Annotated in this window: 24 protein-coding genes; 18 read left to right on the top strand and 6 right to left on the bottom strand. The window is 74.5% G+C overall.

The features are described 5' to 3' along the window. Window positions 1-8: 8 nt before the first annotated feature. Window positions 9-956, bottom strand: a complete 948-nt coding sequence (locus R2E43_RS07525; protein ID WP_016327630.1) for a HAMP domain-containing sensor histidine kinase — start codon at window positions 954-956, stop codon at window positions 9-11. Window positions 957-1,299: 343 nt separating this feature from the next. Between R2E43_RS07525 and R2E43_RS07520 the strand changes: the two genes are divergently transcribed. The 4 genes from R2E43_RS07520 (at window position 1,300) to R2E43_RS07505 (ending at window position 4,353) form a co-directional block, all read left to right on the top strand. Next, window positions 1,300-1,626: a TraR/DksA C4-type zinc finger protein gene (locus tag R2E43_RS07520; protein ID WP_003972760.1), complete on the top strand. Its 327-nt coding sequence runs from the start codon at window positions 1,300-1,302 to the stop codon at window positions 1,624-1,626. Between the two features lie 58 nt (window positions 1,627-1,684). Beyond that, entirely contained in the window at window positions 1,685-2,056 is a 372-nt protein-coding gene (locus tag R2E43_RS07515) for a TraR/DksA family transcriptional regulator (protein WP_003972759.1), read from the top strand. Next, window positions 2,053-2,877, top strand: a complete 825-nt coding sequence (locus R2E43_RS07510; protein WP_003972758.1) for a rod shape-determining protein — start codon at window positions 2,053-2,055, stop codon at window positions 2,875-2,877. The genes R2E43_RS07515 and R2E43_RS07510 overlap by 4 nt, the downstream gene beginning before the upstream one ends. An 831-nt stretch (window positions 2,878-3,708) precedes the next feature. Then, window positions 3,709-4,353, top strand: a complete 645-nt coding sequence (locus R2E43_RS07505; protein WP_003972757.1) for an Rv1733c family protein — start codon at window positions 3,709-3,711, stop codon at window positions 4,351-4,353. Window positions 4,354-4,375: 22 nt separating this feature from the next. On the opposite strand, the gene R2E43_RS07500 is transcribed toward R2E43_RS07505, so the two are convergent. Both R2E43_RS07500 and R2E43_RS07495 read right to left on the bottom strand, forming a co-directional pair. After that, on the bottom strand, window positions 4,376-5,164 hold the full coding sequence (locus tag R2E43_RS07500; RefSeq protein ID WP_003972756.1) for a hypothetical protein: 789 nt from the start codon (window positions 5,162-5,164) through the stop codon (window positions 4,376-4,378). Window positions 5,165-5,335: 171 nt separating this feature from the next. Further along, window positions 5,336-7,045 carry a PucR family transcriptional regulator gene (locus R2E43_RS07495; RefSeq protein ID WP_011030705.1) on the bottom strand — a complete coding sequence of 570 codons (1,710 nt, stop codon included), beginning with the start codon at window positions 7,043-7,045 and terminating at the stop codon, window positions 5,336-5,338. Window positions 7,046-7,361: 316 nt separating this feature from the next. On the opposite strand from R2E43_RS07495, the gene R2E43_RS07490 reads away from it, so the two are divergent. The 6 genes from R2E43_RS07490 to R2E43_RS07465 all read left to right on the top strand — a co-directional run bounded on the left by R2E43_RS07490 (window position 7,362) and on the right by R2E43_RS07465 (window position 15,173). Beyond that, window positions 7,362-8,252 carry an FAD binding domain-containing protein gene (locus R2E43_RS07490; protein WP_011030706.1) on the top strand — a complete coding sequence of 297 codons (891 nt, stop codon included), beginning with the start codon at window positions 7,362-7,364 and terminating at the stop codon, window positions 8,250-8,252. Continuing rightward, on the top strand, window positions 8,252-8,842 hold the full coding sequence (locus R2E43_RS07485) for a (2Fe-2S)-binding protein (protein ID WP_011030707.1): 591 nt from the start codon (window positions 8,252-8,254) through the stop codon (window positions 8,840-8,842). The genes R2E43_RS07490 and R2E43_RS07485 overlap by 1 nt, the downstream gene beginning before the upstream one ends. Before the next feature lie 2 nt (window positions 8,843-8,844). Continuing rightward, window positions 8,845-11,331 (top strand): xanthine dehydrogenase family protein molybdopterin-binding subunit, encoded by a 2,487-nt coding sequence (locus R2E43_RS07480; protein ID WP_332056041.1) that lies wholly within the window; start codon window positions 8,845-8,847, stop codon window positions 11,329-11,331. Between the two features lie 157 nt (window positions 11,332-11,488). Beyond that, the gene (locus tag R2E43_RS07475; protein ID WP_011030709.1) at window positions 11,489-12,946 is read left to right on the top strand and encodes an NCS2 family permease; all 1,458 of its coding nucleotides are present in this window, start codon (window positions 11,489-11,491) and stop codon (window positions 12,944-12,946) included. 51 nt (window positions 12,947-12,997) lie between these two features. Continuing rightward, window positions 12,998-14,185 carry an XdhC family protein gene (locus R2E43_RS07470; RefSeq protein ID WP_265700573.1) on the top strand — a complete coding sequence of 396 codons (1,188 nt, stop codon included), beginning with the start codon at window positions 12,998-13,000 and terminating at the stop codon, window positions 14,183-14,185. A 4-nt stretch (window positions 14,186-14,189) separates the two neighbouring features. Next, complete coding sequence (locus R2E43_RS07465; protein ID WP_037897355.1) at window positions 14,190-15,173, top strand: alpha/beta hydrolase; 984 nt, start codon at window positions 14,190-14,192, stop codon at window positions 15,171-15,173. 8 nt (window positions 15,174-15,181) lie between these two features. Here the strand turns inward: R2E43_RS07465 and R2E43_RS07460 are convergent, their stop codons facing one another. The 3 genes from R2E43_RS07460 to R2E43_RS07450 all read right to left on the bottom strand — a co-directional run bounded on the left by R2E43_RS07460 (window position 15,182) and on the right by R2E43_RS07450 (window position 17,434). Then, window positions 15,182-16,063 (bottom strand): endonuclease/exonuclease/phosphatase family protein, encoded by an 882-nt coding sequence (locus R2E43_RS07460; RefSeq protein ID WP_030865254.1) that lies wholly within the window; start codon window positions 16,061-16,063, stop codon window positions 15,182-15,184. Between the two features lie 85 nt (window positions 16,064-16,148). Then, window positions 16,149-16,589: an SRPBCC family protein gene (locus R2E43_RS07455; RefSeq protein WP_003972747.1), complete on the bottom strand. Its 441-nt coding sequence runs from the start codon at window positions 16,587-16,589 to the stop codon at window positions 16,149-16,151. A gap of 20 nt (window positions 16,590-16,609) precedes the next feature. Further along, window positions 16,610-17,434, bottom strand: coding sequence for a polysaccharide deacetylase family protein (locus R2E43_RS07450; protein WP_162495273.1), 825 nt, complete (start codon window positions 17,432-17,434; stop codon window positions 16,610-16,612). Between the two features lie 129 nt (window positions 17,435-17,563). On the opposite strand from R2E43_RS07450, the gene R2E43_RS07445 reads away from it, so the two are divergent. The 8 genes from R2E43_RS07445 (at window position 17,564) to R2E43_RS07410 (ending at window position 26,062) form a co-directional block, all read left to right on the top strand. Further along, window positions 17,564-18,556, top strand: a complete 993-nt coding sequence (locus R2E43_RS07445; RefSeq protein WP_011030715.1) for an NAD-dependent epimerase/dehydratase family protein — start codon at window positions 17,564-17,566, stop codon at window positions 18,554-18,556. 120 nt (window positions 18,557-18,676) lie between these two features. Then, window positions 18,677-20,317, top strand: coding sequence for a carbamoyltransferase family protein (locus tag R2E43_RS07440; protein WP_093457259.1), 1,641 nt, complete (start codon window positions 18,677-18,679; stop codon window positions 20,315-20,317). Beyond that, the gene (locus R2E43_RS07435) at window positions 20,314-21,348 is read left to right on the top strand and encodes a glycosyltransferase (RefSeq protein WP_011030717.1); all 1,035 of its coding nucleotides are present in this window, start codon (window positions 20,314-20,316) and stop codon (window positions 21,346-21,348) included. Before R2E43_RS07440 ends, R2E43_RS07435 begins: the two co-directional genes overlap by 4 nt. Then, window positions 21,345-22,202, top strand: coding sequence for a D-glycero-alpha-D-manno-heptose-1,7-bisphosphate 7-phosphatase (locus R2E43_RS07430; RefSeq protein WP_078653084.1), 858 nt, complete (start codon window positions 21,345-21,347; stop codon window positions 22,200-22,202). The genes R2E43_RS07435 and R2E43_RS07430 overlap by 4 nt, the downstream gene beginning before the upstream one ends. Beyond that, window positions 22,199-23,206, top strand: a complete 1,008-nt coding sequence (locus tag R2E43_RS07425; RefSeq protein ID WP_011030719.1) for a glycosyltransferase family 9 protein — start codon at window positions 22,199-22,201, stop codon at window positions 23,204-23,206. The genes R2E43_RS07430 and R2E43_RS07425 overlap by 4 nt, the downstream gene beginning before the upstream one ends. Further along, the gene (locus R2E43_RS07420) at window positions 23,203-24,153 is read left to right on the top strand and encodes a glycosyltransferase (protein WP_011030720.1); all 951 of its coding nucleotides are present in this window, start codon (window positions 23,203-23,205) and stop codon (window positions 24,151-24,153) included. Before R2E43_RS07425 ends, R2E43_RS07420 begins: the two co-directional genes overlap by 4 nt. Next, window positions 24,150-25,370: a glycosyltransferase family 4 protein gene (locus R2E43_RS07415; protein ID WP_193485382.1), complete on the top strand. Its 1,221-nt coding sequence runs from the start codon at window positions 24,150-24,152 to the stop codon at window positions 25,368-25,370. Before R2E43_RS07420 ends, R2E43_RS07415 begins: the two co-directional genes overlap by 4 nt. Beyond that, window positions 25,367-26,062 carry a D-sedoheptulose-7-phosphate isomerase gene (locus tag R2E43_RS07410; RefSeq protein ID WP_011030722.1) on the top strand — a complete coding sequence of 232 codons (696 nt, stop codon included), beginning with the start codon at window positions 25,367-25,369 and terminating at the stop codon, window positions 26,060-26,062. The genes R2E43_RS07415 and R2E43_RS07410 overlap by 4 nt, the downstream gene beginning before the upstream one ends. The last annotated feature ends 2 nt before the right edge of the window (window positions 26,063-26,064 follow it).

Raw genomic sequence — 26,064 nt, 5'->3', positions numbered from 1 at the left:
GGTCGGTGCTACTTCCTGGGAAGGGGTGCGGTGAGCCGGATGCGGGTGCCGGCGCCGGGCGCCGACGTGATGTCGAGGGCGGCCCCGATGAGCAGGGCCCGTTCCCGCATGCCGCGGATGCCGGCGCCCTCGTGCGCCGCCTCGATGCCGCGCCCGTCGTCGGCGACGGTGAGCGTCACCGCGGCGTCGGCGTGGGCCAGGCCCACCTCCAGGCGCTCGGCGTCCGCGTGGCGGGCGGCGTTGGTCAGGCTCTCCTGAGCCACCCGGTAGAGGACCAGTTCGGTCTCGTGGTCCAGGACCGGCAGATCGGCGTCGAAACGGCGCACCACCCGCAGACCGGTGTGGGTGGCGAAGTCGTGCGTGAGCGAGGACAGCGCGCTGATCAGACCGAGGTCGTCCAGGACACCGGGCCGCAGCCGGCGCACCAGGCGGCGGACCTCGTCCAGGCTCTCCCGGGTGATCTCCTGCGCCTGGTGCAGCTCGTCGCGCAGCGGCTCCTCGGCGTCGTCCGCGGCACGCCCCAGGACCAGCAGGATCGCGGTCATGCTCTGCCCGACCTCGTCGTGCAGCTCCTGGGCGATGCGGCGCCGTTCCGCCTCCTGGGCCAGCAGGACGCGGGCGCTGCTGGTGGCCCGCTCGTTCTCCAGGCGGTCCAGCATGGCGTTGAAGGTGCGGATCAGCTCCGGGACCTCGCCGCCGCCGGAGATCGGCAGCCGCTGGCCGGGGCGCAGCAGGTCGACGGTGGTCATCAGCCTGGTGAGCCGCTCCAGCGGCGCCAGGCCCCAGCGCAGCAGGGCACCGTTGGCCACCAGCATGACGCCCATGCCGACCACGAGGACGACGGCCTCGGTCAGCAGGATCGGCACGGAGACGGTCACCGGAGCCCACAGCAGCAGCGCCGTGGCGAAGCCCAGCACCACCGCGTTGAGCCCGAAGATCCGCCAGAACAGGGACACCGGGGGTACGCCTCCTTCGGCGACGTGTTGATTTGGTACGCCTCTACTGTCGGTCATCGCGCACCCTCGGTGGGAGCTGCGGCCCAGGTAGCGACCGAGCAAGCGACCAGAGTGCTCCTCGAGGACCGGTCCGGTCGATGGGGCCCGACCCCCATTTCCGGCCCGCGGCATACCCATATGGCCGCCCCGGCGCACCGCCGAGTGGATCCCGCACCCCCGGGCAAATGGGTCCTGCGCCCGATGGGTTTCCCCGGGCGGCCCGGCCATGGTTGAGGACGACCGGGTCCGATCGGCCCGGCACTCGGCATACCCGCAGCACCTTCCGAGAAAAGGACCACTCATCGTGTCGCTCGACGCCTCCCGCATCGAACCCCGCCCCGAGCGGTTGACCGCTCACGAGGCGCGCCAGCGCCTCGAACACGCCCGCAACACCCGCGTCACCCAGCTTCAGGCCCTCGCCGAGAGCGGCCAGGCGGACGACCAGCTGATGTCCGCGCAGAAGGCCGCGATCGAGCGGGTGCTCAAGGAGATCGACGAGGCCTTCGCCCGGGTCGAGGAGGGCACCTACGGCGCCTGCCTCGGCTGCGGCAAGCCCGTCCCCGGGGAGCGCCTGGAGATCCTCCCCTACACGCGGTACTGCGTCGCCTGCCAGCGCCGCGCGGCCGCCTGACGCCCCGTCCCACCGTCCCCGTCCAGTACCGTCCCTCCCGCCCTGCCCAAGGGGTGAAGTGGTGAACAACCAGATCATCGGCGACCGCGACACGCGCCTGTCGCCCGAGGACCTCGCCGCGCTCCGGGACAACCTCCGGGAGCAACGGCTGTTCCGCGAGGAGCAACTGCGGCAGATCGCGGCGTACCCGTCCCGCACCGACGAGTCGATCCAGCGGCGGTCCGCCGCGCAGACCGAGGTCCGGGTCAAGCTGGCGGCCTCCGCACGCATGGTCCTCGCCGACGTCGAAGCGGCGCTCGACCGCATCGCCGAGGGCCGCTACGGCAACTGCCATCTGTGCCGGCGCGCCATCGACCGCGAGCGCCTGGTGATCGTGCCGCAGGCCCGCTACTGCGCCCGCTGCCAGCAGGTGCGGGAGGCCGGACGATGACCGTGCTCCGGCGGCCCCGGACCGCCCTGTCCCGGCACCGGCCGTGGCCGCTGTGCCGGCAGTGCAGCGGCGTCGCCCTCGACATGGGCAGCGCCCGTACCCGTGCCTGGGTCGCCGGGCGCGGCATGATCCTCGACGTGCCGACGGTGACCTTCCCCGGCGCGGGCGCGGTGTACCCCATCCAGCGCGGCTCCATCGTCGACACCCAGGGCACGGCCCGGATGCTCGACCGGCTGCTGGGCCACCGGCTGCCCCGCTTCGCCCGTCCGGTGGTCGTGGTGACCGCGCCGGTCCTCGACGGGCTGGCCTACCGGACCGAGGCCCGTACGGCCGTGGAGGTGCTGCGCCCGCGCACCGTGCTGACCGTGCCCAGCGCGCGGGCCGTGGCCCTCGCGGCCGGCGCCGACCTGACCCGGCCGCTGCTCGTGATGGACATCGGCGCCCATCTCACGGAGGTGGTGCTGCTGGTGGACGGCGCCGTCTTCGACGCCCGCCGCACGGCGCTCGGCACGGGGGACATCGACGACGCGACCCCGTCCGCGTGGATCGGCGAGGCGCTGGCCGACATGACGACCTCGATGCTGCGCCAGGACGGCACGTCTCTCACGGTCGACGCGCTCGGCCGGGGACCGCTGCTGGCGGGCGGGGGTGCGCTGCGCCCCGAGATCACCTGCCGGCTGGCCGACCGGCTGCACGTGCCGCTGCGCGCGGTGCCCGCACCGCACACGGCGGCCGTCCGCGGCGCCGCGAAGCTCCTGGAGGCCGCGCACACCCACCCCTCGACCACCGGCACGGACCCCCCGGACACCCACCCGCACTGATCCGGTACCGGGCCGGCGCCCGGGTCGCCGGTTCGTCCTCCGGCACGCCGGGGGCGGGCTGGACGCCGAGCGTGCCGAGGGTGCCGGGCGTTCGTCCGTGGGACGGGGGTGGCTCCGCCGGTGGGGTCGCTCGCTCGGCCGCGGTGCCGGGTCGGTCTCCTGGTGCGCCGAGGTGCTGGGTGCCGAGGGTGCCGGTCGTTCGTCCGTGGGACGGGGGTGGCCCCGCCGGAGGGCTCACTCGCACCGCTGCGGTGCCGGGCAGGCCGTGTCCGGCGGCGCCCGGGCCCGGCACGTCGGTGCCCGGCCACCCACCCCGGGAGACAGGCGCCGCCAGTACCGGCCGCCGTACGGAAACCGGTTGCCGGAACCGGTTCCGGGACCACGGCACCAGCACCGGCGTGGGACGCCGGCCGTCGGGACCGGCCCGGAGGCTCCGGCGTCCACCACCCGTCGGGCGGGCCCGGCACCAGCCGTCCGGCGGGCCGGGCACCGCTCGCCCCGGCCCACCGGACCGGACCGGAAGCACCGCACCTGCTTCTCCCGGCAACCGTCCCCGTCCCCCGTCTCCGTCGCCCGAGCATCGTCCCCGTCCCGTCCTCGTCCTTGTCCCCCTCCCGTCCCCGTCCCCCGCCCCCGTCCCGTTCCTGATCCGCCCCCCGCCCCCGCCCCGTTCCTGGTCCGTCCCCCTCCTCCTCCCCGTCCGTACGGTCGGCGTCCGCCCCGGCGTCGGCCGTACCCCGTGTCCCACGTGGTGACCCGACCCGACCCGATCCGATCCGATCCGATCCGATCCGACCCGACAACCGCCCCGTCCCAGGAAGGAGGCACCCCGTGGCCGGAGAGATCCCTCAGGCCCAGCCACCACCAGCCGTTCCCGATCCCGACCGTGAGCGGTACCCGTATCTGCTGCTGTGGCGCTGGCGGCGCAACCCGTTGCGGCGGCCGAGCGACCGGCTGCGGGCGTGGGTCTCGCTCGGGCTCGTGCTCGCCGTGCTGGGGGCGGCCCCGGCCGCGATGTTCGGGGTCGGCGACAGCGCGTACCGGCACTACCGGAGCACCGCCGAGCACGAGGCGCGTACCCGGGACCACCGCCCCGCGGTCCTGACCCACGACGCCCCGCGCCATCCCGAGCCGGGGTCGGACGAGGCGAAGAAGACCCGCTACCCGGTCCCGGTCCGCTTCACCGGCCCCGACGGGGCGAGCAGGACCGGGCGGACCGAGGTCGAACCGGGACTGCCGGCGGACAGCACGGTCCTGGTCTGGGTCGACGACCAGGGCCGGATCACCGAGCCGCCGCTGACCGCGGAGCAGATCCGCAGCCGCACCATGGGCTGGGCGATCCTCGCCTTCCTCGGCGTCGTCGTCACCGGCCTCGCGGCGCACGCCGCCACCGGCCTCGTGCTGCACCGGCGCAACCTCGCCCAGTGGGACGCGGCCTGGGCCAACACGGCCCCGCGCTGGAGCAGACACCCGTGACGTCAGTCCGGGCGCGGGTCTCTCACGCCGTCGCCGCCCCCGCCGCCGGCGGCGCCAACTGCCGCGCCAGCCACGTCGGTACGCCGCCCAGCAGCCGGAACAGCCGCCGCGCCTCCTCCCGCAGCCGGGACGCCTCCGGCTCCGACTCGGCGTCCGCGAGCGAGGCCAGCGCCGGGGCCGTGCCGACGAGGTACCCCAGTTCCTCGCGGATCCGCAGCGACTCCGCGAAACCGTGCCGCGCCTCGGCCAGTTCCCCCTCCCGCAGGGCGAGTCCGGCCAGATGCCGCCAGGTGAAGGACTGGAGCAGCGGGTCGGCGTGCGCGGTGGCACCCGCATGGGCCCGCCGGTACGCCGCGCGGGCGGCCTGCGGCGAACGGGTCAGGTTCTCCGCGAGCAGCCCCCGCCGGAAGTCCAGCAGCGCCCGCCCCCCGGCCCCCGGCGCGATCAGTGCCGCCGCCCGCCCCAGTGCGGCCCGCGCCTCGTCGGCCCGGTCGCGCACCCCGTGCACCGTGGCGGCGTAGGCGAGCTGCCCCCGTTCGCACGCGGCGGCCCCGCGCTCGTCGTCGGTGTGCGCCAGGGCCTCCGCGGTGCGCAGCGCGTCCTCGGCCTCGGCCCAGCCCTGCTCCGTGTACAGGCACCGTTCCACCAGCAGCGCGGTCCGCTGCAAGGCGGTGTCCGCGGTGACCGGCTCCAGCAGGGCGGCCGCGTCGGCCCAGCAGCCGCGCGAACGCAACCGCCATACCGCGGTCTGGAGCGGATCGTCACCTTCGGTCGTTCCCCAGCCAGAACCAGCCATGGCGGAATGCGCCACGTCGCCCTCCCCTTAGCACGCCATCGAGCTCTCGAGTGGTGGCCGCATCTCAGCACGGATCCGGCGGCCCGGCCAAGGGGATGGGTGAAAGTTTTCACAAAGTCGTGGTCTTCGGGCCGCCGAGGTTTGGGAACGCGCCGGGCTCTCCGGCGCCCTCCGCGGGCCCCGGCCTCAGCTCATCCGCAGGGCCAGGAAGAAGTCCAGCTTGTCCTCCAGGCGCGACAGGTCACGCCCGGTCAACTGCTCGATCCGCCCGACGCGGTAGCGCAGCGTGTTGACGTGCAGGTGCAGCCGGTTCGCGCAGCGCGTCCAGGATCCGTCGCTGTCGAGGAACGCCTCCAGCGTCGGGATCAGCTCGGCGCGGTGGCGGCGGTCGTAGTCCCGCAGCGGGTCCAGCAGCCGGGCGGTGAAGGCGCGCCGGACGTCGTCGGGGACGAAGGGGAGCAGCAGCACGTGCGAGGCCAGCTCCTGGTGGCCGGCCGCGCAGACCCGGCCGGGGCGGGCCGCGGCGACCCGGCGCGCGTGCCGGGCCTCCTCCAGCGCCCCGCGCAGCCCCTCCGCCGAGTGCACGGCCGCGCTGACGCCGAGCGTGACGCGCCCGTCGCCGTCCAGGCCCGCCGTCAGCGGCTCCCGTACGGAGGCGAGCAGCGCTTCCGCGAGGACCCCCGCCTCGGAGCCGTCGTGCTCGCTGGAGACCGACGGCAGCGGTACCAGGGCGACCGCCTCCTCACCGGTGTGCGCCACGGCGATACGGTCCGACTGCTCGGGCCCGGTGGCGTGCGGGTCGACGAGTATCTCCTCCAGCAGGGTCTGCGCGACCCGGCCGGTCTGCTCGTCGCCGTCCTCCCACTCCACCCGGGCCACCACGACCTGCCAGTGCGGCGCGGCGCCGAGGCCGGGCAGCAGCACCGGCGCCGCCACCCGGAGCCGGGCCGCGATCTCGGCCGGCGCGGCGCCCGTCTGCACCAGCTCCAGGACCTCCTGGGCCAGCCGCCGCCGCACCGTGCGCGCCGCGTCCCGCCGGTCCCGCTCGACCGCGATCAGCTGGGTGACGCCGTACAGCAGGTCGAGGCGCTCCTCGGCCCAGTCCCCGGCGTCCGCCTCCACCACCAGCAGCCAGTCGGACAGCACCGTCTCGCGCACGTCCCGCCCCGCACCGGCGCCCTGCGGGGAGCGCGCCCCCGGCGGCGTGACCGGGGGCTGCCCCCGGCCGCGCACCGGGAAGAGGCTGTACGTCGTCGCGCCCACGGTCACCCGGTGCGGCGCGCGCCGGCCCGTGCGGGTGGCCGCGAGGTGCTCGGCCGCCAGCTCGGCGCACACCTGCGCGGAGAGCGCGGGCTCCGCGTCCTTCGGCCCGGCGACCTGCCGCCCGGTGGGGGAGAGCACCCACGCCCGCAGGTCGAGGTCGGAGCCGAGCAGGTCCAGGACCACGTCGGGGCCGCCGCCCGCCGGTCCCGAGGTCATCATCCGGCGGTGCCGGTCCACCACGGCCGCCAGGTCCCCGGCCCGCTCGCCGGACACCTGGCGCACGACGTGCTCGGTGATCGTCGCGAAGGCCACCGACTCGTGCACCGCGAAGAGCGGCAGCCGGTGCCGCGCGCACGCCGCCACCAGGTCCTCCGGCACGTCCCCCAGCTCCGCCTCACCGGCGGCCAGCGCCGCCACCTGGGCCTGCACCAGGAGGCGGACGAACGGTTCGGAGTCGGCGGCGCCGCGGCGCCAGGCCAGACCGGTGAGCACCAGTTCGCCGCCCGACAGGTAGCGGCTGGGGTCGCGCAGGTCGGTGGTCATCACGCCCCGGACCGTGCGGTCCAGCTCGTCCTCGCCGCCGAGCAGCTTGAGGCCCAGCGCGTCGGTGTCCAGCAGTGCGCGCAGCCGCATTCTCGTCGCCGCCGTTCTTTGTCTCGAAGTGTTCCAGGTCACGCGGCTGTGTCGCCCGATTCCAGAGGAGAACAAGGAGGCAATTGAGCACCTCCGTTCATACGAATCTACAAGATGCCCGCCCTGGCCAGCCAACTCCTTCATGGTTTCTGCGACTGACCCTGGTGGAGTACACGACGGTGTACTGAGGCCATTCCACGTGAACAGCACATGAACGAGCCGGGCCTCCCGTACCCGCAGGTGGCTCAATCCGTACGCCCCGGTCCGCGACGCCCCGAGCCATGCGCACCCGATCAGACGAGGAAGAGAGCCGGTCATGGACTTCCTTCGCCCCGCCAGCTGGGAGGAGGCGCTCGCCGCGAAGGCCGAGCACCCCACCGCGGTGCCGATCGCGGGCGGTACCGACGTGATGGTCGAGATCAACTTCGATCACCGCAGGCCCGAGTACCTCATGGACCTGGGCCGCATCGGCGACCTGACCGAGTGGGAGGTCGGCGAGACCTCCGTACGGCTCGGTGCCTCGGTGCCGTACACCCGGATCATGGAGGACCTGGGCACCGAGCTGCCGGGTCTCGCCCTCGCCTCGCACACGGTCGCCTCCCCGCAGATCCGCAACCGCGGGGGCGTGGGCGGGAACCTCGGCACCGCGTCCCCGGCCGGCGACGCCCACCCGGCGCTGCTCGCCGCCGGCGCCGAGGTCGAGGCCGAGTCGGTGCGCGGCACCCGCCGCATCCCCATCGACGCGTTCTACACCGGCGTGAAGCGCAACGCGCTGGAGCCCGACGAGCTGATCCGCGCCGTGCACGTCGCGAAGGCCGACGGACCGCAGCAGTTCTCCAAGGTCGGCACCCGCAACGCCATGGTCATCGCCGTGTGCGCCTTCGGCCTCGCCCTGCACCCCGCCACCCGTACCGTCCGCACCGGCATCGGCTCGGCCGCGCCCACCCCGATCCGCGCGACGGCCGCCGAGGAGTTCCTGAACGCCGCGCTCGACGAGGGCGGCTTCTGGGAGAACGGGAAGATCGTCACCCCGTCGGCGGTCAAACGGTTCGCGGACCTGTGCGCCGCCGCCTGCAACCCCATCGACGACGTCCGGGGCACCGCGGACTACCGCCGCCACGCGGTCGGCGTCATGGCCCGCCGGACGCTCACCTGGACCTGGGAGTCGTACCGCGGCGCCCGCCGCACCACGGAAGGAGCCGCGTGATGCGCGTCAACCTCACCGTCAACGGACGTCCGCAGGAGGCCGACGACGTCTGGGAGGGCGAGTCCCTGCTGTACGTGCTGCGCGAGCGGATGGGCCTGCCCGGTTCCAAGAACGCCTGCGAGCAGGGCGAGTGCGGCTCCTGCACGGTCCGCCTGGACGGCGTGCCGGTGTGCTCCTGCCTGGTCGCGGCCGGCCAGGCCGAGGGCCGCGAGGTCGTCACCGTCGAGGGCCTCGCCGAGTACGCCCGCCGGCGCGCCGAGGGCAGCACCACGACGGGTACGCGCGCCGGGGAGAGCGCCTCGCTCGACGCGGCACGGCGCTGGCAGGCCGGCGGGACCGACTCACAGACCGGCGAGAACATCGAACTGGCCCCCGTGCAACAGGCGTTCATCGACGCCGGCGCCGTCCAGTGCGGCTTCTGCACCCCCGGACTGCTGGTCGCCGCCGACGAGATGCTGGAGCGCCACCCGAACCCGAGCGACGAGGACATCCGCGAGGCGCTGTCGGGCAACCTGTGCCGGTGCACCGGCTACGAGAAGATCATGGACGCGGTCCGCCTGGCCGCCGCCCGCCGGTCCGAGGAGGCCTGAGCATGGCTGCCAACGGCGCACCCGCCGGCCTCACCCAGGGCTCCGGGACCAAGGGCGGCATCGGCGAGTCCACGCTCCGCCCGGACGGCGTCCTCAAGGTCACCGGCGAGTTCGCGTACGCGTCCGACATGTGGCACGAGGACATGCTCTGGGGCCAGATCCTGCGCTCCACCGTCGCACACGCCGAGATCGTCTCCGTCGACACCGGCGAGGCGCTCGCCACCCCCGGCGTGTACGCCGTCATGACCTACGACGACCTGCCTACCGACGTGCGCCACTACGGGCTGGAGATCCGGGACACCCCGGTCCTCGCCCACGGCAAGGTCCGCCACCACGGCGAGCCGGTCGCGATCGTCGCCGCCGACCACCCGGAGACCGCGCGCCGCGCCGCCGCCAAGGTCAAGGTGGAGTACCGGGAGCTGCCGCTCGTCACCGACGAGGCCTCCGCCACCGCCCCCGGCGCGGTCCTCGTCCACGAGCACCGCACCGACCACCACAGCGGCCACGTCCCGCACCCCAACATCGTGCACCGCCAGCCGATCGTGCGCGGCGACGCCGCCGCGGCCGCCGCGCGCGCCGACGTGATCGTCGTGGGCGACTACCACTTCGGCATGCAGGACCAGGCCTTCCTCGGCCCCGAGTCGGGTCTCGCCGTGCCCGGCGAGGACGGCGGCGTCGACCTCTACATCGCCACCCAGTGGCTCCACTCCGACCTGCGCCAGATCGCCCCCGTGCTCGGCCTGCCCGAGGACAAGGTGCGGATGACCCTGTCCGGCGTCGGCGGCGCCTTCGGCGGACGCGAGGACCTGTCGATGCAGATCCACGCCTGCCTGCTGGCCCTGCGCACCGGCAAACCCGTCAAGATGGTCTACAACCGCTTCGAGTCCTTCTTCGGCCACGTCCACCGCCACCCGGCCAGGCTCCACTACGAGCACGGCGCCACCCGCCACGGCCGGCTCACCCACGTGAGGTGCCGCATCGTCCTGGACGGCGGCGCCTACGCCTCCGCCTCCCCGGCCGTCGTCGGCAACGCCGCCTCGCTCTCGGTGGGACCGTACGTGGTCGACGACGTGGACATCGAGGCCCTCGCCCTCTACTCCAACAACCCGCCCTGCGGCGCCATGCGCGGCTTCGGCGCGGTCCAGGCGTGCTTCGCCTACGAGGCGCAGATGGACAAGGTGGCGGCCGGACTCGGCCTGGACCCGGTGGAGTTCCGCCGGATCAACGCCATGGAGCAGGGCACGCTCATGCCCACCGGACAGCCCGTCGACTCCCCGGCGCCGGTCGCCGAACTCCTGCGCCGCGTCAAGGCGATGCCGATGCCGCCGGAGCGCCAGTGGGAGTCCAGCGAGGGCGCCGACGTACGGCAGCTGCCCGGCGGCCTGTCCAACACCACGCACGGCGAGGGCGTCGTGCGCGGCGTCGGCTACGCCGTCGGCATCAAGAACGTCGGCTTCTCCGAGGGCTTCGACGACTACTCCACCGCCCGGGTCCGCCTGGAGGCCGTCGGCGGCCGCCCCGTCGTCACCGTGCACACGGCGATGGCGGAGGTCGGACAGGGCGGTGTGACCGTCCACGCGCAGATCGCCCGCACCGAGCTGGGCGTCACCCAGGTCACCATCCGGCCCGCCGACACGCGGGTGGGCTCGGCCGGCTCCACCTCCGCCTCCCGGCAGACCTACGTCACCGGCGGCGCCATCAAGCACGCCTGCGAGCTGGTGCGGGAACGGGTCCTGGAGCTCGGGCGCCGCAGGTTCGGCTCGTACCACCCCGCCTGGGCCACCGCCGGACTGCTCCTGGAGGGCGGCAAGGTCGTCACCGACGGCGGCGAGGTCCTCGCCGACCTCGTGGACGTCCTGGAGGACGAGGCGGTCGAGGTCGAGGAGGAGTGGCGGCACCGGCCGACCCAACCCTTCGACCCGCGCACCGGCCAGGGCGACGGACACGTCCAGTACTCCTTCGCCGCGCACCGCGCCGTCGTCGAGGTCGACACGGAACTCGGCCTGGTCAAGGTGATCGAGCTGGCCTGTGCCCAGGACGTCGGCAAGGCGCTGAACCCCCTCTCCGTGGTCGGCCAGATCCAGGGCGGCACCGTCCAGGGCCTGGGCATCGCGGTGATGGAGGAGATCGTCGTGGACCCGGTGACCGCCAAGGTCCAGAACCCGTCCTTCACGGACTATCTCCTCCCCACGATCCTCGACACGCCGGCCCTACCGGTCGACGTGCTCGAACTCGCCGACGACCACGCGCCCTACGGGCTGCGCGGCGTCGGGGAGGCGCCCACCCTGTCGTCCACCCCGGCGGTCCTCGCGGCCATCAGGGACGCGACCGGGCTGGCGCTCGACCGCACGCCCGTACGACCGGAACACCTCACCGGCACGGCGGGCTCCGATCGGCACCCCCAGGACCCTCCGGGCGGCGCACGGAACGTCACACCCTCCGCGCCGCCCGGAGCACCGGCCAAGTCCCGCTCCGCTCGCGGCACTTGAAGTACCACCAGTGTCACCCGTACCAGTACCAGTACCAGCACCAGCACCACCACACATGCGTTCGTCTCGGGCCGTCCCCCGGGTCGTGCATATCCCAAATCCCGCGGCCGCCCCAGCGGTCGGCCGGGTGCACCTATGAACCTTGGGAGACGGCCCCATGACCCAGCAGTCAGTGGAGCCCGAGATCACCGCCGAAGACGCGGGCGCGGGCTCCCGCGTCCCGGGCGGACGGTCTTGGCTCGACCGGTACTTTCACATATCCCACCGGGGATCCACGGTCGCGCGTGAGGTGCGCGGCGGCATCACCACCTTCATGGCGATGGCCTACATCGTCCTGCTCAACCCCGTGATCCTCTCCGGCAAGGACGCCGCCGGGGACACCCTGGGCCAGAAGGCCCTGATCACCGCGACGGCCTTCGCCGCGGCGCTCACCACGCTCCTGATGGGCTTCGTCGGCAAGGTGCCGCTCGCCCTGGCCGCCGGGCTCTCGGTGTCCGGCGTGATCGCCGGCCAGGTCGTCCCCCAGATGACCTGGCCGCAGGCCATGGGCATGTGTGTGATGTACGGCGTGGTGATCATGCTGCTCGTGGTCACCGGGCTCCGCGAGATGATCATGAACGCGATCCCGCTCGCCCTCAAGCACGGCATCACCATGGGCATCGGCCTGTTCATCGCCATCATCGGCCTGGTCAAGGGCGGCTTCGTCCACGCGGGCGAGGCGACCCCGCTCACCCTCGGCCCGGCCGGGGAGCTGGCCGGCTGGCCGGTCCTGCTCTTCGCGGGCACCCTGCTGCTGATCTTCATGCTCCAGGCGCGCAACATGCCCGGCGCCATCCTGATCGGCATCGTCACCGGCACGATCGTCGCGGCGATCCTCAACGCCACCGGGGTCATCGACCCCGAGCAGTGGGCCAACGGTGCCCCCGAACTGCACGGCAGCGCGGTCTCCATGCCGGACTTCTCGCTCTTCGGCGACCTGGAGTTCGGCGGCTGGGGCGAGGTCGGCGCGATGACGGTCGGAATGATCGTCTTCACGCTGGTGCTCGCCGGGTTCTTCGACGCGATGGCCACCATCATCGGCGTCGGTACCGAGGCGAAGCTCGCCGACGACAAGGGCCGCATGCCGGGCCTGTCGAAGGCGCTGTTCATCGACGGCGCCGGCGGTGCCATCGGCGGCGTGGCGGGCGGCTCCGGCCAGACCGTCTTCGTCGAGTCCGCGACCGGCGTCGGCGAGGGGGCGCGCACCGGGCTCGCCTCGGTCGTCACCGGCCTGTTCTTCGCGGCCTGCCTCTTCTTCACCCCGATCACCGCGATCGTCCCGCAGGAGGTCGCCTCCGCCGCGCTGGTCGTCATCGGGGCGATGATGATGATGAACGCCCGGCACGTGGACTGGGCCGACCGGGCCACCGCGATCCCGGTCTTCCTGACCGTCGTCCTGATGCCGTTCACGTACTCGATCACGGCCGGTGTCGCCGCCGGAGTCATCTCCTACGTCGCCATCAAGGTCGCGCAGGGCAGGGCGCGGGAGATCGGGGCGTTCATGTGGGCCCTGACGGTGATCTTCGTCGTCTACTTCGCCCTCAACCCGATCGAGAGCTGGCTGGGCGTGCACTAGCCGCCACGACGGGAACCCTGCACGTACCCGTCGGCCGAGGAGGACCGGAACATGCTGGACATCGCCGAAGAGCTGCACCGGTGGGTCGAGCAGGGGCGCGACTTCGCCGTGGCCACCGTGGTGGCCGTGGGCGGCAGCGCCCCCCGGCCGACCGGCGCCGCGCTCGCGGTGGACGCCGGGGGCACGGTGGTCGGCTCGGTCTCCGGCGGCTGCGTGGAGGGAGCCGTGTACGAGCTGTGCCGGCAGGCCCTCCAGGACGGCGAAACCGTCCTGGAGCGCTTCGGCTACAGCGACGAGGACGCCTTCGCCGTGGGGCTGACCTGCGGCGGGGTCATCGACGTCCTCGTCACCCCGGTACGGGCGGCCGACCCGGTCCGCCCGGCCCTGGCCGCGGCCCTCGCCGCCGCCGCACGCGGTGAGACGGCGGCCGTGGCACGCGTCGTGAGCGGCCCGGCGCAGCTGCTGGGCCGCGCGCTGGTCGTCCGGGCGGACGGCTCCCGCACCGGCGGCTTCGGCGGCCACCCCGAGCTGGACCGCACGGCGGCCGCCGAGGCCGGCGCCTTCCTGGACGCGGGGCGCACCGGCACCCTGGAGACCGGTGAGCGGGGCTCGCGCTGCGGAGCACCGCTCACCCTGCTGATCGAGTCCTCCGTCCCGGCACCCCGCATGATCGTCTTCGGCGCGATCGACTTCGCCTCGGCGCTGGCGCGGGCCGGCAAGTTCCTCGGCCACCACGTGACCGTGTGCGACGCCCGCCCCGTCTTCGCCACCCCGGCCCGCTTCCCGGACGCGGACGAGGTCGTCGTCGAGTGGCCGCACGAGTACCTGGCGCGCACCGCCGTGGACGCGCGCACGGTGCTGTGCGTCCTCACCCACGACGCCAAGTTCGACATCCCGCTGCTCCGGCTGGCGCTGCGCCTCCCGGTGGCGTACGTCGGCGCGATGGGCTCCCGCCGCACCCACCTGGACCGTGCGGCGCGCCTGCGCGAGGCCGGGGTGAGCGACCTGGAGCTGTCCCGCCTCAGGTCGCCGATCGGCCTCGACCTCGGCGCCCGCACCCCCGAGGAGACGGCCCTGTCCATCGCCGCCGAGATCGTCGCGGTCCGCCGCGGCGGCACGGGCACCTCCCTGACCGGCGCCCACACCCCCATCCACCACGACGGCCCGCCGGCAGGGTGGTCCTGGGTCCACCCCCGTGGGGGTGCTGGACCGCTGGTGGGCCGAACGGGCCCTTCATAGCGTTGTGTTCATGACGGATGACACGAACGAAGAACGAGAAGGCGCCACCCGGCGGACGGCGCTGCGCGGGCTGGGACTCGCGGTGGGAGGCATGGCGCTGGCCGCCGGGCCCGGAACCTCGCCGGCCGCGGCGGCCCCGCGCCGCCGACTCGTCACCTACGTGCTGGTGCACGGTACGCACAGCGCCGGCGCGTTCTGGACGCCGATCGCGCGGGAACTGGGGCTGCGCGGCCACCGCGTCGTCATGGTGGACCAGCCGCGGCACGGAGCGGAGGCCTTCGTGGCCGAGTCGTACCAGCGGCAGGACCTCGCGGCGATGGCGGTCGAGCCCTCCCCGCTGAAGGGCCTCGGGCTGGACGACTACGAGGCGCGCGTCACGGGCATCGTGCGGCGGGCCGCACGGAACGGCCCGGTGGTGCTGGTCGGGCACAGCCTGGGCGGCGTCTCGGTCAGCCGTGTCGGCGAAGCCGTCCCGCACCTGCTTCACCACATCTGCTACATGGCGGCCTTCTGCCCCAGCCGCGTCCTGCCCACGGCGGACGCCTGTACGGCGGCCCCCGAGAACGCGAACGCCGTCAGCCCGGTGGAGCTGACGGTGGGCGACCCCGACCGGCTCGGAGTACTGCGGCTGAACTTCCGTACGGGCGTCAGCGGTGAGCTGGCCCTCCTGAAGGAGATGATCTGCGCGGACTACCCCGACGCCGACTTCCGCCGGATCCTGGCCGGCATGCAGACCGACGAGCCCGTCGCCGCCTATGCCGGCCGAGCGGTCGGCCGGGCCGGCCGGTGGGGACGCGTCCCGCGCACGTACCTGCGTTTCGGCAGGGACCGTACGATCGCCACCGCGCTCCAGGACCGGATGATCGCGGAAGCCGACGCGGCCACACCCGGCAACGGCTTCCGCGTGCACGATTTCCCCGAGGCGTCACACGTCGGCCCGCTGGACCCCACCCCGGTCGCGGACGTCCTGGACAGGCTCGCGGGGTAAGGCCGGTCTCAGTCCCGGCCGGGGGTCCTCCTGGGCAGGGACACGTCCGCGACCACCGGGCGGTGGTCCGAGGCCGCGGGCTCCTCCGGCACCGCGGTGCGCCGGATCCGCACGTCCTTGCCGGCGGTCACGTAGTCGATGCGCTTCACGGGGGCCTGGGCCGGATACGTGGCGGGGGTCCCCGCCCCCGCGTCGCTCAGCTCCTTCCACAGCGGCGCCAGTTCGGGTGCCGCGGGCTCGGCGTTGAAGTCGCCCAGCAGGAACTGGTGCGCGCCCGGCAGCTCGGCCCGCTCCCGGGCCATGATCCGCCGGGTGTCGGCGACCTGGGCCCGGCGCACCGCCGGGTCCGCCCGGTAGTCGAGGTGGGTCACGAAGACCTGCACCGGAACCCCGCGCACCTTGAGCGTCACCTCGCCGAATCCGGGCGCGGGCGCCGGCAGCGGGTTCTCGTCCTGCGTGGACAGGCGCGTGATCTCGTGGTTCGTCGCGGAACGGACCGGGAAGCGGGAGAGCACCGCCACGCCGTACTCGCGCCGGGGTTCCCCCGCCGTCACGGGGTCGAGGCTGTAGATCGGCGCGAAGGACACCCGCATGCCGAGCCGCCGGGCCAGCTCCCCGGCCAGGTCGAGCCCCTGACTGCGGGCTCCCCAGTGCACGTCGACCTCCTGGAGGCCGATCACGTCCGCGTCGAGGGCGCGCAGCGCGGCGGCCTGCCGGTCGAGGTCGAAGACGCCGTCCGAGCCCGCCCCGGCGTGGATGTTGTAGGTGGCGATGCGCAGCGGGACCGAGTGGCCCCGGTCGGCGGCCAAAGCGGGCTGGGCGGTCACGGCCAGGGTCAACAATGCACCCGCGAGGGACAGTTGGGTGAAGGTGCGCGCTCTGAGAGACATGCCGGCACGGTACGCGGGAATCGGCCTCCGCGAGGCGTGCGGCGCGGTTGTGACCGCGCCCCGTCCCCGGCCCGCAACCTCCGGTTCACGGGTGCCGCAGCAGGTGGGTGACCGTGCGGCCGAAGACGTGGCGGCCCGAGCGGGCGAGGAGGCCGTCGAGGAAGGACGGGAGGAGCCGGACGTCCAGTTCCTCGCGCCACACCACGCGCGCCCGGCCGCCGGGCCCGGCCCCGACCTCGATCTCCGCCCAGCCCCCGACCACCCGGCCGCGCTTCTCCAGCCGGCACCGGCCGGGGGCGTCCTCGCGCGGCGGCCGCCAGACCGTCACCTCCATGGTGTCGTCGAAGGCGAGCGGCCCGGCCCCGGTGCGGGCCACGACCAGCGTGCCCGGGCGGGTGGGGCCGGGCGGGCGGGCGGTGACCCGGGTCAGCGGCACGGTGTCGCCGTGCCGCTCCCACCGGGTGAGGCGGCGCCAGGCCTCGTCCGGGGCGAGCGGAACGGTGCGTTCGAGCGAGAAGACGGCCACCGGACGATCGTAGGCACAACTCAGCGGTAGACCTTGCCCGGCTCGGCCTTCCCCGGGGCCAGCAGCTGCGGAACCGTCACGAAGACGTAGCCCCGCTTCTTGAGCGCGTCGATGATCCCGGGCACGGCGGGCACCGTGCCGTCGTAGATGTCGTGCAGCAGGATGATGCCGTCCCGCGACGACTGGTCCAGGACCCGCTCGGTGATCAGGTCGGAGTCGTTCGTCTTGTAGTCCTTGGCGGTCACGGTCCACAGCACCTCCGCCAGCCCCAGCTCGCGGGAGATGTCGTGCACCGTGTCGTCCGTGCGGCCCTGCGGCGGGCGCATCAGGGTCGGCCGCTCGCCCGTCAGGCGCTCTATCTCCTTGTTCGGGCGCTCCAGCTCCTCGCGTATCTCGTCCGGCTCGGCGTCCGTGAGGATCTTGTGCGTCCAGGTGTGGCTCGCCACCTCGTGACCCTCGTCGGCCATGCGCCTGACAAGCTCGGGGTACGTGTCGATGTGCCGCTTGCCGAGCAGGAAGAAGGTCGCCGGGACCTGCTTCTCCTTGAGTATGTCGAGCAGCCGGGCGGAGTTCTCGCTCGGTCCGGCGTCGAAGGTCAGCGCGATGCACTTGGTGTGCGCGCAGTCCACGGTGCCGAGCCCGCCCGCGCGGGCCTGGGTGCCGGACGCGTCGGCCTTGCCGTCGGCCGCCTGGGCGTCGGCGGCGTTGCGGACGGAGCTGGGGGAGTGCGTCTCCAGCTTCGTGCAGCCGCTCAGCGCGAGGGTCAGCGAGGCGGCGGCCGCGAAGGTCGCGAGCACACGCAACCTGGTCCCCGTTTTCGTCGTCTTCCTGGTCAGCGAAGGCATGCGAGGACTATACGCTGCGTGTATATACGCGGTTCATAGTGCCCCCTCGAATAACAGTTCGAGATAGATGAGGGGCGGCCGGGCTACTCAAACCGACACATAAGTGACGGTGAGCGTGAGGAGAAGCCCGTGACCGAGAGTCCCGGGGCCACCGGCCCCCGAAGCGGACGCACGTGGCGCCGGGCCCTGGTGACCGGCGGAGCCGGATTCGTGGGATCCCACCTGTGCGGCCGGCTGCTCGACGCCGGTACCGAGGTCGTCTGCCTCGACAACCTGGCCACCGGCTCCCGCGCCAACGTGGCCGACCTGGAGCGCCGGCGCGGCTTCCGGTTCGTCCGGGGCGATGCCACCGACCCGGCGGCCCTGCGCGGCCTGCCCGGCCGGTTCGACCTGGTCCTGCACTTCGCCTGCCCCGCCTCGCCCGCCGACTACCTCCGGCTGCCCCTGGAGACCCTCGACGTCGGCAGCACCGGCACCCGCAACGCCCTGGAACGGGCCCACGCCGACGGCGCCCGCTTCCTGCTCGCCTCCACCTCCGAGGTCTACGGCGACCCGCTGGAGCACCCGCAGCGCGAGACGTACTGGGGCAACGTCAACCCGATCGGCCCGCGCAGCGTCTACGACGAGTCCAAGCGCTTCGCCGAGGCACTGGTCACCGCCCACCGCCAGGTGCACGGCACCGACACCGCCATCGTCCGGATCTTCAACACCTACGGCCCCCGCATGCGCACCGGCGACGGCCGGGCCGTCCCGACCTTCATCGCACAGGCGCTGGACGGCATGCCGCTCACCGTCGCCGGCGACGGCGGCCAGACCCGCTCCCTGTGCTACGTCGACGACACCGTGGCGGGCGTCCTGGCCCTGGCCGCGTCCGGAGAGAGCGGCCCGATGAACATCGGGGGCGACGACGAGATCACCATGCTGGAACTGGCCCGCCGGGTCGTCGGCCTCACCGGCTCCGGCTCCCGCATCCGCTTCGTCGAACGCCCCGTCGACGACCCCTGCCGACGCAGGCCCGACACCACCCTGGCCCGGGAACGGCTGGGCTGGCGGCCGGGCGTGAGCTGGAACGAGGGGCTGGAGCGGACCATCGGCTGGTTCGCGCACGCCGTCGCCGCCTGACACGGGTCCAAGAAGGCTACTTACGGTGATACATCCGCCTTTCTCCGGAAGCGACCTGTCTCCAAGTGTTTGAGGCAACCGCCCCGCGGCACCCGCGACGCCGAGAGAGGAGCCCGCCCCATGCGCATCCTTGGTATCAACGCCCTGTTCCACGACCCGGCCGCCGCGCTCGTCGTCGACGGCCGGACCGTTGCGGCCGCCGAGGAAGAGCGGTTCAGCCGACGCAAGCACGGCAAGCGCCCGGTGCCCTTCTCCGCGTGGGAGGTCCCGGAGCTGTCCGCGCGGTGGTGCCTGGAGCACGCCGGGGTGCGGCCGGGAGAACTGGACGCCGTCGCCTACTCCTTCGACCCCAAACTCGCCCGGCCCGCCCGCGACATGGGCCTGGACGACCCCTGGGACCCGCTGCGGCTCGAGTACGCCCGCCGGGCCCCCGAGTTCCTCGCCGACGCGCTGCCCGGGCTCGACCCCGACCGGGTCGTCTTCGTCCCGCACCACGTGGCGCACGCCGCCTCCGCGGGACCGGCCTCACCGCACCCGGACAACGACGTCCTCGTCCTCGACGGCCGCGGCGAGTCCGCCTCCCACCTGGCCGGCCGCTACCGCGACGGCAAGCTCGACGTCCTCGCCACCCAGGCGCTGCCGCACTCGCTCGGCCTCGTCTACGAGGAACTGACCGAGCACCTCGGCTTCCTGCGCAGCAGCGACGAGTACAAGGTGATGGCCCTCGCCTCCTACGGCACCCCCCGCCACCTCGACCGGCTCCGTGAGCACATCCACGCCACCGGCGACGGCGGCTTTAACGCCCACGGCGTCGGCTGGGCCGCCCTCGCCCCGCCGCGCGCCAAGGACGAGGACTGGACGAAGGACCACGCCGACCTGGCCGCGAGCACCCAGGCCGTGCTGGAGGAACTGCTCCTCGAACTCGTCCACTGGCTGCACGGGGAGGCCGGGGGCGAGGCCCTGACCATGGCCGGCGGCGTCGCGCTGAACTGCGTGGCCAACTCGAAGATCGCCGCCCGCGGTCCCTACCGGCACGTGTGGGTGCAGCCCGCCGCCGGTGACGCGGGCACGGCCCTCGGCGGCGCCCTGCACGTGGCCGCCGCCCAGGAGGGTGCCGCGCCCGAGCCGATGCCCGGCGCCGACCTCGGCCGCGGCTGGCGCGACGACGAGATCCGCGCCTGGCTGGAGACGGCCGCGATCCCCTACGAGGAGCCGGACGACATCGCCGAGACCGTCGCCGAGGAACTCGCCCGGGACGGCATCGTCGCCTGGTTCCAGGGCCGCAGCGAGTTCGGGCCGCGCGCCCTCGGACACCGCTCCCTGATGGCCCACCCAGGCCGGTCGGAGAACCTGGAGCGCCTCAACCATGTGAAGGGCCGCGAGGAGTTCCGCCCCGTCGCCCCCATGGTGCTCGCCGACCGGGCCGCCGACATCTTCACCGGGCCGGTCCCCAGCCCGTACATGCTCTTCGTGCACGACGTCGCCCCCGCCTGGCGCGACCGCGTCCCGGCCGTCGTCCACGTCGACGGCACCGCCCGCATCCAGACCGTCGAGGAACGCCGCGAGCCGCTCGTCGCGCGGATGCTGGCCGCCTTCGAACGGCGCACCGGGCTGCCCGTCGTCGTCAACACCAGCCTCAACACCGCCGGGCGACCCATGGTCGACGACCCGCGCGACGCCCTGGAGTGCTTCGGGTCGGCACCCGTCGACCTGCTGGCCATCGGCCCCTTCGCGGTGCGCCGGGGACGGGCGTTCGCATGAGCACCGCCCCCGGAACCGGCGGCCCGCGCACCGGCTACGCCGTCGTCGTCCCCACCCTCGTGCGCGACACGCTGGCCGACTGCCTGGCCGCGCTGGTCGCCGCGCACGGACCCGACCCCGACGAGATCGTCCTGGTCGACGACCGGCCCGCCCCCGACGCCGACCCGGACGCGCTGGAACACGCCCTGACCGTCCTCGGCGACCTGCGCGAACGCACGGTGGTGCTGCGCAGCGGGGGCCGCGGGCCCGCCGCCGCCCGCAACACCGGGGCGCGCGCGGTCACCTCCCCCTGGACCGCCTTCCTCGACGACGACGTCCAGGTCGGCCCGCACTGGTGCGACCAGCTGCTCCAGGACCTCGCCGAGGCGGCACCCGACACCGGCGCGGTGCAGGGCGTGATCGCCGTACCGCTGCCGGGCGAGCGCCGCCCCACCGACTGGGAGCGCGGCACCGCCGGCCTCGCGCAGGCCCGGTGGATCACCGCCGACATGGCCTACCGCACCGACGTGCTCAAACAAGTCGGCGGCTTCGACGAACGCTTCACCCGCGCCTTCCGCGAGGACGCCGACCTCGCGCTGCGCGTCCTCGACGCGGGCTGGCGCATCCGGCGCGGCCGCCGCACCACCCGCCACCCCGTGCGCCCCGCCGCGCGCTGGGTCTCCCTGAAGCAGCAGCGCGGCAACGCCGACGACGCCCTGATGCGGCGGCTGCACGGCCCCGACTGGTGGGCCAAGGCGGTCGCACCCCGGGGCCGGATCCGGCGGCACGCGGCGATCACCGCCGCCGGAACCGCGGCGCTCGCCCTCGCGGTGGCCGGCCGCCCCCGGGCCGCCGCCGTCGCCGGGGCCGGCTGGGCCGCGGGCACCGCCGAGTTCGCCTGGGCCCGCATCGGGCCCGGACCGCGCACCCGGCACGAGATCACGACCATGCTGATCACCAGCGTGCTCATCCCGCCCGCCGCTACCTGGCACCGGCTCAGCGGACTCTGGCGCCACCGCGACGCCCCCGCGTGGCGGGAGGTGACCGCATGAACCCCGCCGACAGCCCGGTCAAGGCCGTCCTCTTCGACCGCGACGGCACCCTCGTCCACGACGTCCCCTACAACGGCGACCCGGAGCGGGTCCGTCCGGTCGAGGGCGCACGCGAGGCGGTGGCGCTGCTGCGCGCCCACGGCATCCGCGTCGGCGTCGTCACCAACCAGTCCGGCGTGGCCCGCGGCCTGATCAGCGACGGCGACGTCCGGCGGGTCAACCGCCGCATCGACGACCTGATCGGCCCCTTCGACGTCTGGGCCGTCTGCCCGCACGGCCCGGACGACGGCTGCCACTGCCGCAAGCCGCGGCCCGGCCTGATCCTGTGGGCGGCGGGCCGCGTCTGCGCCGCCCCCGCCGACTGCGTCGTCATCGGCGACATCGGCGCCGACACGGAGGCCGCCGAACGCGCCGGCGCCCACGGCATCCTCGTCCCCAACGACCGCACCCGCCCGGCCGAGACGGCCGCCGCGGCCCACGTCGCCCCCGACCTCCTCACCGCCGTACGGGCCCTCGTCACCGGCCCGCCCAGGGGCCGGGTGCCGGCCGACGAGCGGCCCGTCGAGGCGGCGTACGGGACGGACCCGGCGAGCACCGGTCCGCGGACCGCCGCCGCCCAGGACGACGACCTTCCCGGCCCCGCGGGGACCCCGTTCGCCACGGCTCCCGGACCAGGCGCCTTCCGCCCCGGTGACGCCGCCCACCGGCCGCCCCCCGAGCCCCGCCCGGGCGGGGCCGGCACCCCGGCCGGGAACGGGGCGGACACCGCCGAGCCGGCCCGTACGCGTGCCGTGCCGGATGCCGGGGCGGTACGCGGGCCGGGCGTCGGTCACAGACGCGGGAGGTCGTCGTGAAGGCGCTCGTCACCCGGCTCGACAGCTTCGGCGACGTGCTGCTCGCCGGGCCCGCCGTGCGGGCCGTCGCCGCGCGGGCCGACCACGTGACCATGGTGTGCGGATCCCGCGGCGCGCCCGCCGCCCGGCTGCTGCCCGGCATCGACGAGGTGCTGGTGTGGGAGGCACCCTGGGGCGGGTTCGAGCCGCCCGACGTCAGCCGCCCGGACATCGACGCGCTCGTGGAACGCATCGACGCCGACACCGCGCTGATCCTCACCTCCTTCCACCAGTCCCCGCTGCCCACCGCCCTGGTGCTGCGCCTCGCCGGCGTCCGGTACATCGCCGCCGACAGCGAGGACTACCCGGGCTCCCTCCTCGACCTGCGCCACCACCGCGCCCCGCACGCCCACGAGGCCGAGGCCGCGCTCGACCTCGCCGAGGCGGCCGGGTTCCCCGCGCCCGACGACGGCCGGCTGCGCGTACGCACCCCGCCGCGCGCCGACGCCCTCACCGGGCCCGGCCCCTACGTCGTCCTGCACCCCGGCGCCAGCGTCCCGGCCCGCGCCTGGAGTCCCGGGCGCGCCGCCGAGGCCGTACGCGAACTCGCCGCCGCCGGACACCGCGTGCTGGTCACCGGCGGCCCCGACGAGCGCGGCCTCACCGCGCACGTCGCCGGCGCCCACGGCACCGACCTCGGGGGCCGCACCGACGCCCCCACCCTGGCCGGCGTCCTCGCGGGCGCCGCCGCCGTCGTCACCGGCAACACCGCGCCCGCGCACCTCGCCGCGGCCGTCGGCACCCCCGTCGTCTCCCTGTTCGCCCCCGTCGTACCCGCCGAGCGCTGGCGACCGTACGGCGTCCCCCACGTCCTGCTGGGCGACCAGGACGCGCCCTGCGCCGACAGCAGGGCCCGGGACTGCCCCGTCCCCGGGCATCCCTGCCTGGACACCGTCACGGCCACCGACGTGGCCGCCGCCGTCGAGAAGCTGATCGCCGTCACGCAACCGATGGGGGAGACATGAGGATCCTCATGTGGCACGTGCACGGGTCGTGGACCACGGCCTTCGTGCAGGGCCCGCACACCTACCTGGTCCCCGTCACCCCCGACCGCGGTCCCGACGGCCTCGGCCGCGCGCGCACCTGGGACTGGCCCGAATCCGTCGTCGAAGTACCGCCGGAGCGGCTGCGGGACGAGGACATCGACCTGGTGATCCTCCAGCGCCCGCACGAACTCGACCTGGTCGACCGCTGGCTGGGCCGGCGCCCGCCGCTGGTCTACCTGGAGCACAACGCCCCCGACGGCGACGTGCCCCGCACCCGCCACCCGGCCGCGGACGTCCCGGGCGTCACGCTCGTCCACGTCACCCACTTCAACCGGCTGATGTGGGACGCCGGTCCGACGCACAGCACCGTCGTCGAGCACGGCATCGTCGACCCCGGCCACCGCTGGACCGGCGAGCTGGAACGCGCCGCCGTCGTCGTCAACGAGCCGATCAGGCGCGGCCGCACGACCGGGACCGACCTGCTCCCCGTCTTCTCCCGGGCCGCGCCGCTCGACGTGTTCGGCATGCGCACCGAAGGCCTCGCCGAACACCTCGGCGTCGACCCCGGCCGCTGCCGCACCCGGGACGTCCCGCAGAGCGAGCTGCACACCGAACTGGCCCGCCGCCGCGTCTACGTCCACCCCGTCCGCTGGACCTCCCTCGGCCTGTCCCTGCTGGAGGCCATGCACCTGGGCATGCCCGTGGTCGCCCTCGCCACCACCGAGGTCACCGAGGCCGTGCCGCCCGGCGCCGGGGTGGTCTCCAACCGTATCGACGTACTGACCGACGCCGTACGCGACTTCCTCGCCGACCCGCCGCACGCGCGGGCGGTCGGTGAGGCGGCCCGTGCGGCGGCCCTGGCCCACTACGGGCTGCCCCGCTTCCTGGACGACTGGGAGCGGCTGCTCAAGGAGGTGACCCGATGAGGATCGCCATGGTGTCCGAGCACGCGAGCCCGCTCGCCGCGCTCGGCGGCGTCGACGCCGGTGGACAGAACGTCTACGTGGCCCGTCTCGCCGAGGAGCTGGCGGGACGCGGCCACGACGTCACGGTCTACACCCGCCGGGACGCCACCGACCTGCCCGCCCGGGTGCCGCTGCCCGGCGGCGCGGTCGTGGAACACGTGCCGGCCGGGCCGCCCGTGGCCGTCCCCAAGGACGAACTCTTCCCCCACATGCCCGCCTTCGGCGCCCACCTGGCCCGCGCCTGGGCCCGGGAACGGCCCGACGTGGTGCACGCCCACTTCTGGATGTCCGGCATGGCCTCGCAGATCGGCGCGGCCCCGCACGGCATCCCCCTCGTCCAGACCTTCCACGCCCTCGGCACCGTCAAGCGCCGCCACCAGGGCATGCGCGACACCAGCCCCTACGAGCGCATCGGCATCGAACGGCAGCTCGGCCGGACCTGCGAACGGGTCCTGGCCACCTGCACCGACGAGGTCGTCGAACTCGGCGACATGGGCGTCCCGGCCCGGCAGGTCTCCGTCGTGCCCTGCGGCGTGGACGCCGAGCACTTCCACCCCGCCGCCGACACCGGCCGCACCCCCGAACGACGCCTGCGGCACCGGCTGCTCGCCTGCGGACGACTCGTCCCCCGCAAGGGCTACGACCAGGCCGTCCGCGCCCTGGCCCACATCCCCGACGCCGAACTCCTCATCGCCGGAGGCCCGCCGGCCGGTGCCCTGGAGACCGAGCCCGAGGCCCGGCGCCTGACCGGCATCGCCCGCCGCGCCGGCGTCGCCGACCGGGTCCGGCTGCTCGGAGCGGTCGACCCCGACGACATGCCCGCCCTGCTCCGCAGCTCCGACCTGGTGCTGTGCACCCCGGTGTACGAGCCGTTCGGCATCGTGCCGCTGGAGGCCATGGCGTGCGGTGTACCCGTCCTCGCCACCGACGTCGGCGGCCACCGCGACTCCGTCGCCGACGGCGTCACCGGCCGCCTGGTCGCCCCGCAGGACCCCGGGGCCGTCGCGGCGGCCGCCCGCGAACTCCTCGCCGACGAACGGCTGCGCCGCCAGTACGGCAGGAACGGCCGCGAACGCGTCCTGCGGCACTACACCTGGGCGCGCGTCGCCGACGGCGCGGAACAGGTCTACCGGCTGACCCGCTCCGAGCACGCGCTGTCGACGGAGGTGGCGTCATGACCGTGCACCCGCCCGTCGTCGGGCACTGCGACGAACTCCAGGTGGCGCTCGGGGCGTTCCGCGCCTCCGCGCACGTCACCCAGCGGTGGGGCGACCGGCTCGCGGCGGTACTCGGCGGCGGCGGCCGGCTGCTCGCCGCGGGCAACGGCGGCAGCGCCGCCCAGGCCCAGCACCTGACCGCCGAACTCGTCGGCCGCTACCGCGACGACCGCCCGCCGTTCTCCGCGATCGCTCTGCACGCCGACACCTCCTCCACCACCGCCATCGCCAACGACTACGGCGTCGACGAGGTGTTCGCCCGCCAGGTCCGCGCCCACGGCCGCAAGGGCGACGTCCTGATGCTGCTGTCCACGTCCGGCGCCAGCGCCAACCTGCTCTCCGCGGCGGACGCGGCCCGCGCGGCCGGAGTACGGGTCTGGGCGCTCACCGGCCGCGCCCCCAACCCGCTCATGGCGGGCAGCGACGAGTCCCTGTGCGTCGAGGCGCCGTCCACGGCCACCGTGCAGGAGATCCACCTGGTCGCCGTCCACATGATCTGCGCGGCCTTCGACGCGGCCCTGGAGCGGGGGGAGCACGGCGCACGGGCCGCGGGGAGCGCGGCGAGCACGGGACGTGCGGCGCGCAGGGAGCGTGCGGCGAGCACGGGACGCGCGGCGGGCGCGGGGCGCGCGGCGCAGCGGAAGCGGAGGTGACC

Origin of the sequence: Streptomyces violaceoruber (assembly GCF_033406955.1) — a bacterium.
Classification (GTDB): Bacteria; Actinomycetota; Actinomycetes; order Streptomycetales; family Streptomycetaceae; genus Streptomyces; species Streptomyces violaceoruber.
The sequence above is the reverse complement of the archived record's forward strand: the minus strand, read 5'-3'. Positions and strand labels throughout refer to the sequence as shown.

What these genes read in the sequence shown, in the direction of transcription:
- R2E43_RS07410 (WP_011030722.1), top strand. Translation starts at nt 25,367, where the DNA reads ATGACCGTGCACCCGCCCGTCGTCGGGCACTGCGACGAACTCCAGGTG.
- R2E43_RS07450 (WP_162495273.1), bottom strand. Translation starts at nt 17,434, where the DNA reads ATGCCTTCGCTGACCAGGAAGACGACGAAAACGGGGACCAGGTTGCGT.
- R2E43_RS07475 (WP_011030709.1), top strand. Translation starts at nt 11,489, where the DNA reads ATGACCCAGCAGTCAGTGGAGCCCGAGATCACCGCCGAAGACGCGGGC.
- R2E43_RS07470 (WP_265700573.1), top strand. Translation starts at nt 12,998, where the DNA reads ATGCTGGACATCGCCGAAGAGCTGCACCGGTGGGTCGAGCAGGGGCGC.
- R2E43_RS07430 (WP_078653084.1), top strand. Translation starts at nt 21,345, where the DNA reads ATGAACCCCGCCGACAGCCCGGTCAAGGCCGTCCTCTTCGACCGCGAC.
- R2E43_RS07435 (WP_011030717.1), top strand. Translation starts at nt 20,314, where the DNA reads ATGAGCACCGCCCCCGGAACCGGCGGCCCGCGCACCGGCTACGCCGTC.
- R2E43_RS07420 (WP_011030720.1), top strand. Translation starts at nt 23,203, where the DNA reads ATGAGGATCCTCATGTGGCACGTGCACGGGTCGTGGACCACGGCCTTC.
- R2E43_RS07440 (WP_093457259.1), top strand. Translation starts at nt 18,677, where the DNA reads ATGCGCATCCTTGGTATCAACGCCCTGTTCCACGACCCGGCCGCCGCG.
- R2E43_RS07490 (WP_011030706.1), top strand. Translation starts at nt 7,362, where the DNA reads ATGGACTTCCTTCGCCCCGCCAGCTGGGAGGAGGCGCTCGCCGCGAAG.
- R2E43_RS07460 (WP_030865254.1), bottom strand. Translation starts at nt 16,063, where the DNA reads ATGTCTCTCAGAGCGCGCACCTTCACCCAACTGTCCCTCGCGGGTGCA.
- R2E43_RS07485 (WP_011030707.1), top strand. Translation starts at nt 8,252, where the DNA reads ATGCGCGTCAACCTCACCGTCAACGGACGTCCGCAGGAGGCCGACGAC.
- R2E43_RS07480 (WP_332056041.1), top strand. Translation starts at nt 8,845, where the DNA reads ATGGCTGCCAACGGCGCACCCGCCGGCCTCACCCAGGGCTCCGGGACC.
- R2E43_RS07415 (WP_193485382.1), top strand. Translation starts at nt 24,150, where the DNA reads ATGAGGATCGCCATGGTGTCCGAGCACGCGAGCCCGCTCGCCGCGCTC.
- R2E43_RS07495 (WP_011030705.1), bottom strand. Translation starts at nt 7,045, where the DNA reads ATGCGGCTGCGCGCACTGCTGGACACCGACGCGCTGGGCCTCAAGCTG.
- R2E43_RS07510 (WP_003972758.1), top strand. Translation starts at nt 2,053, where the DNA reads ATGACCGTGCTCCGGCGGCCCCGGACCGCCCTGTCCCGGCACCGGCCG.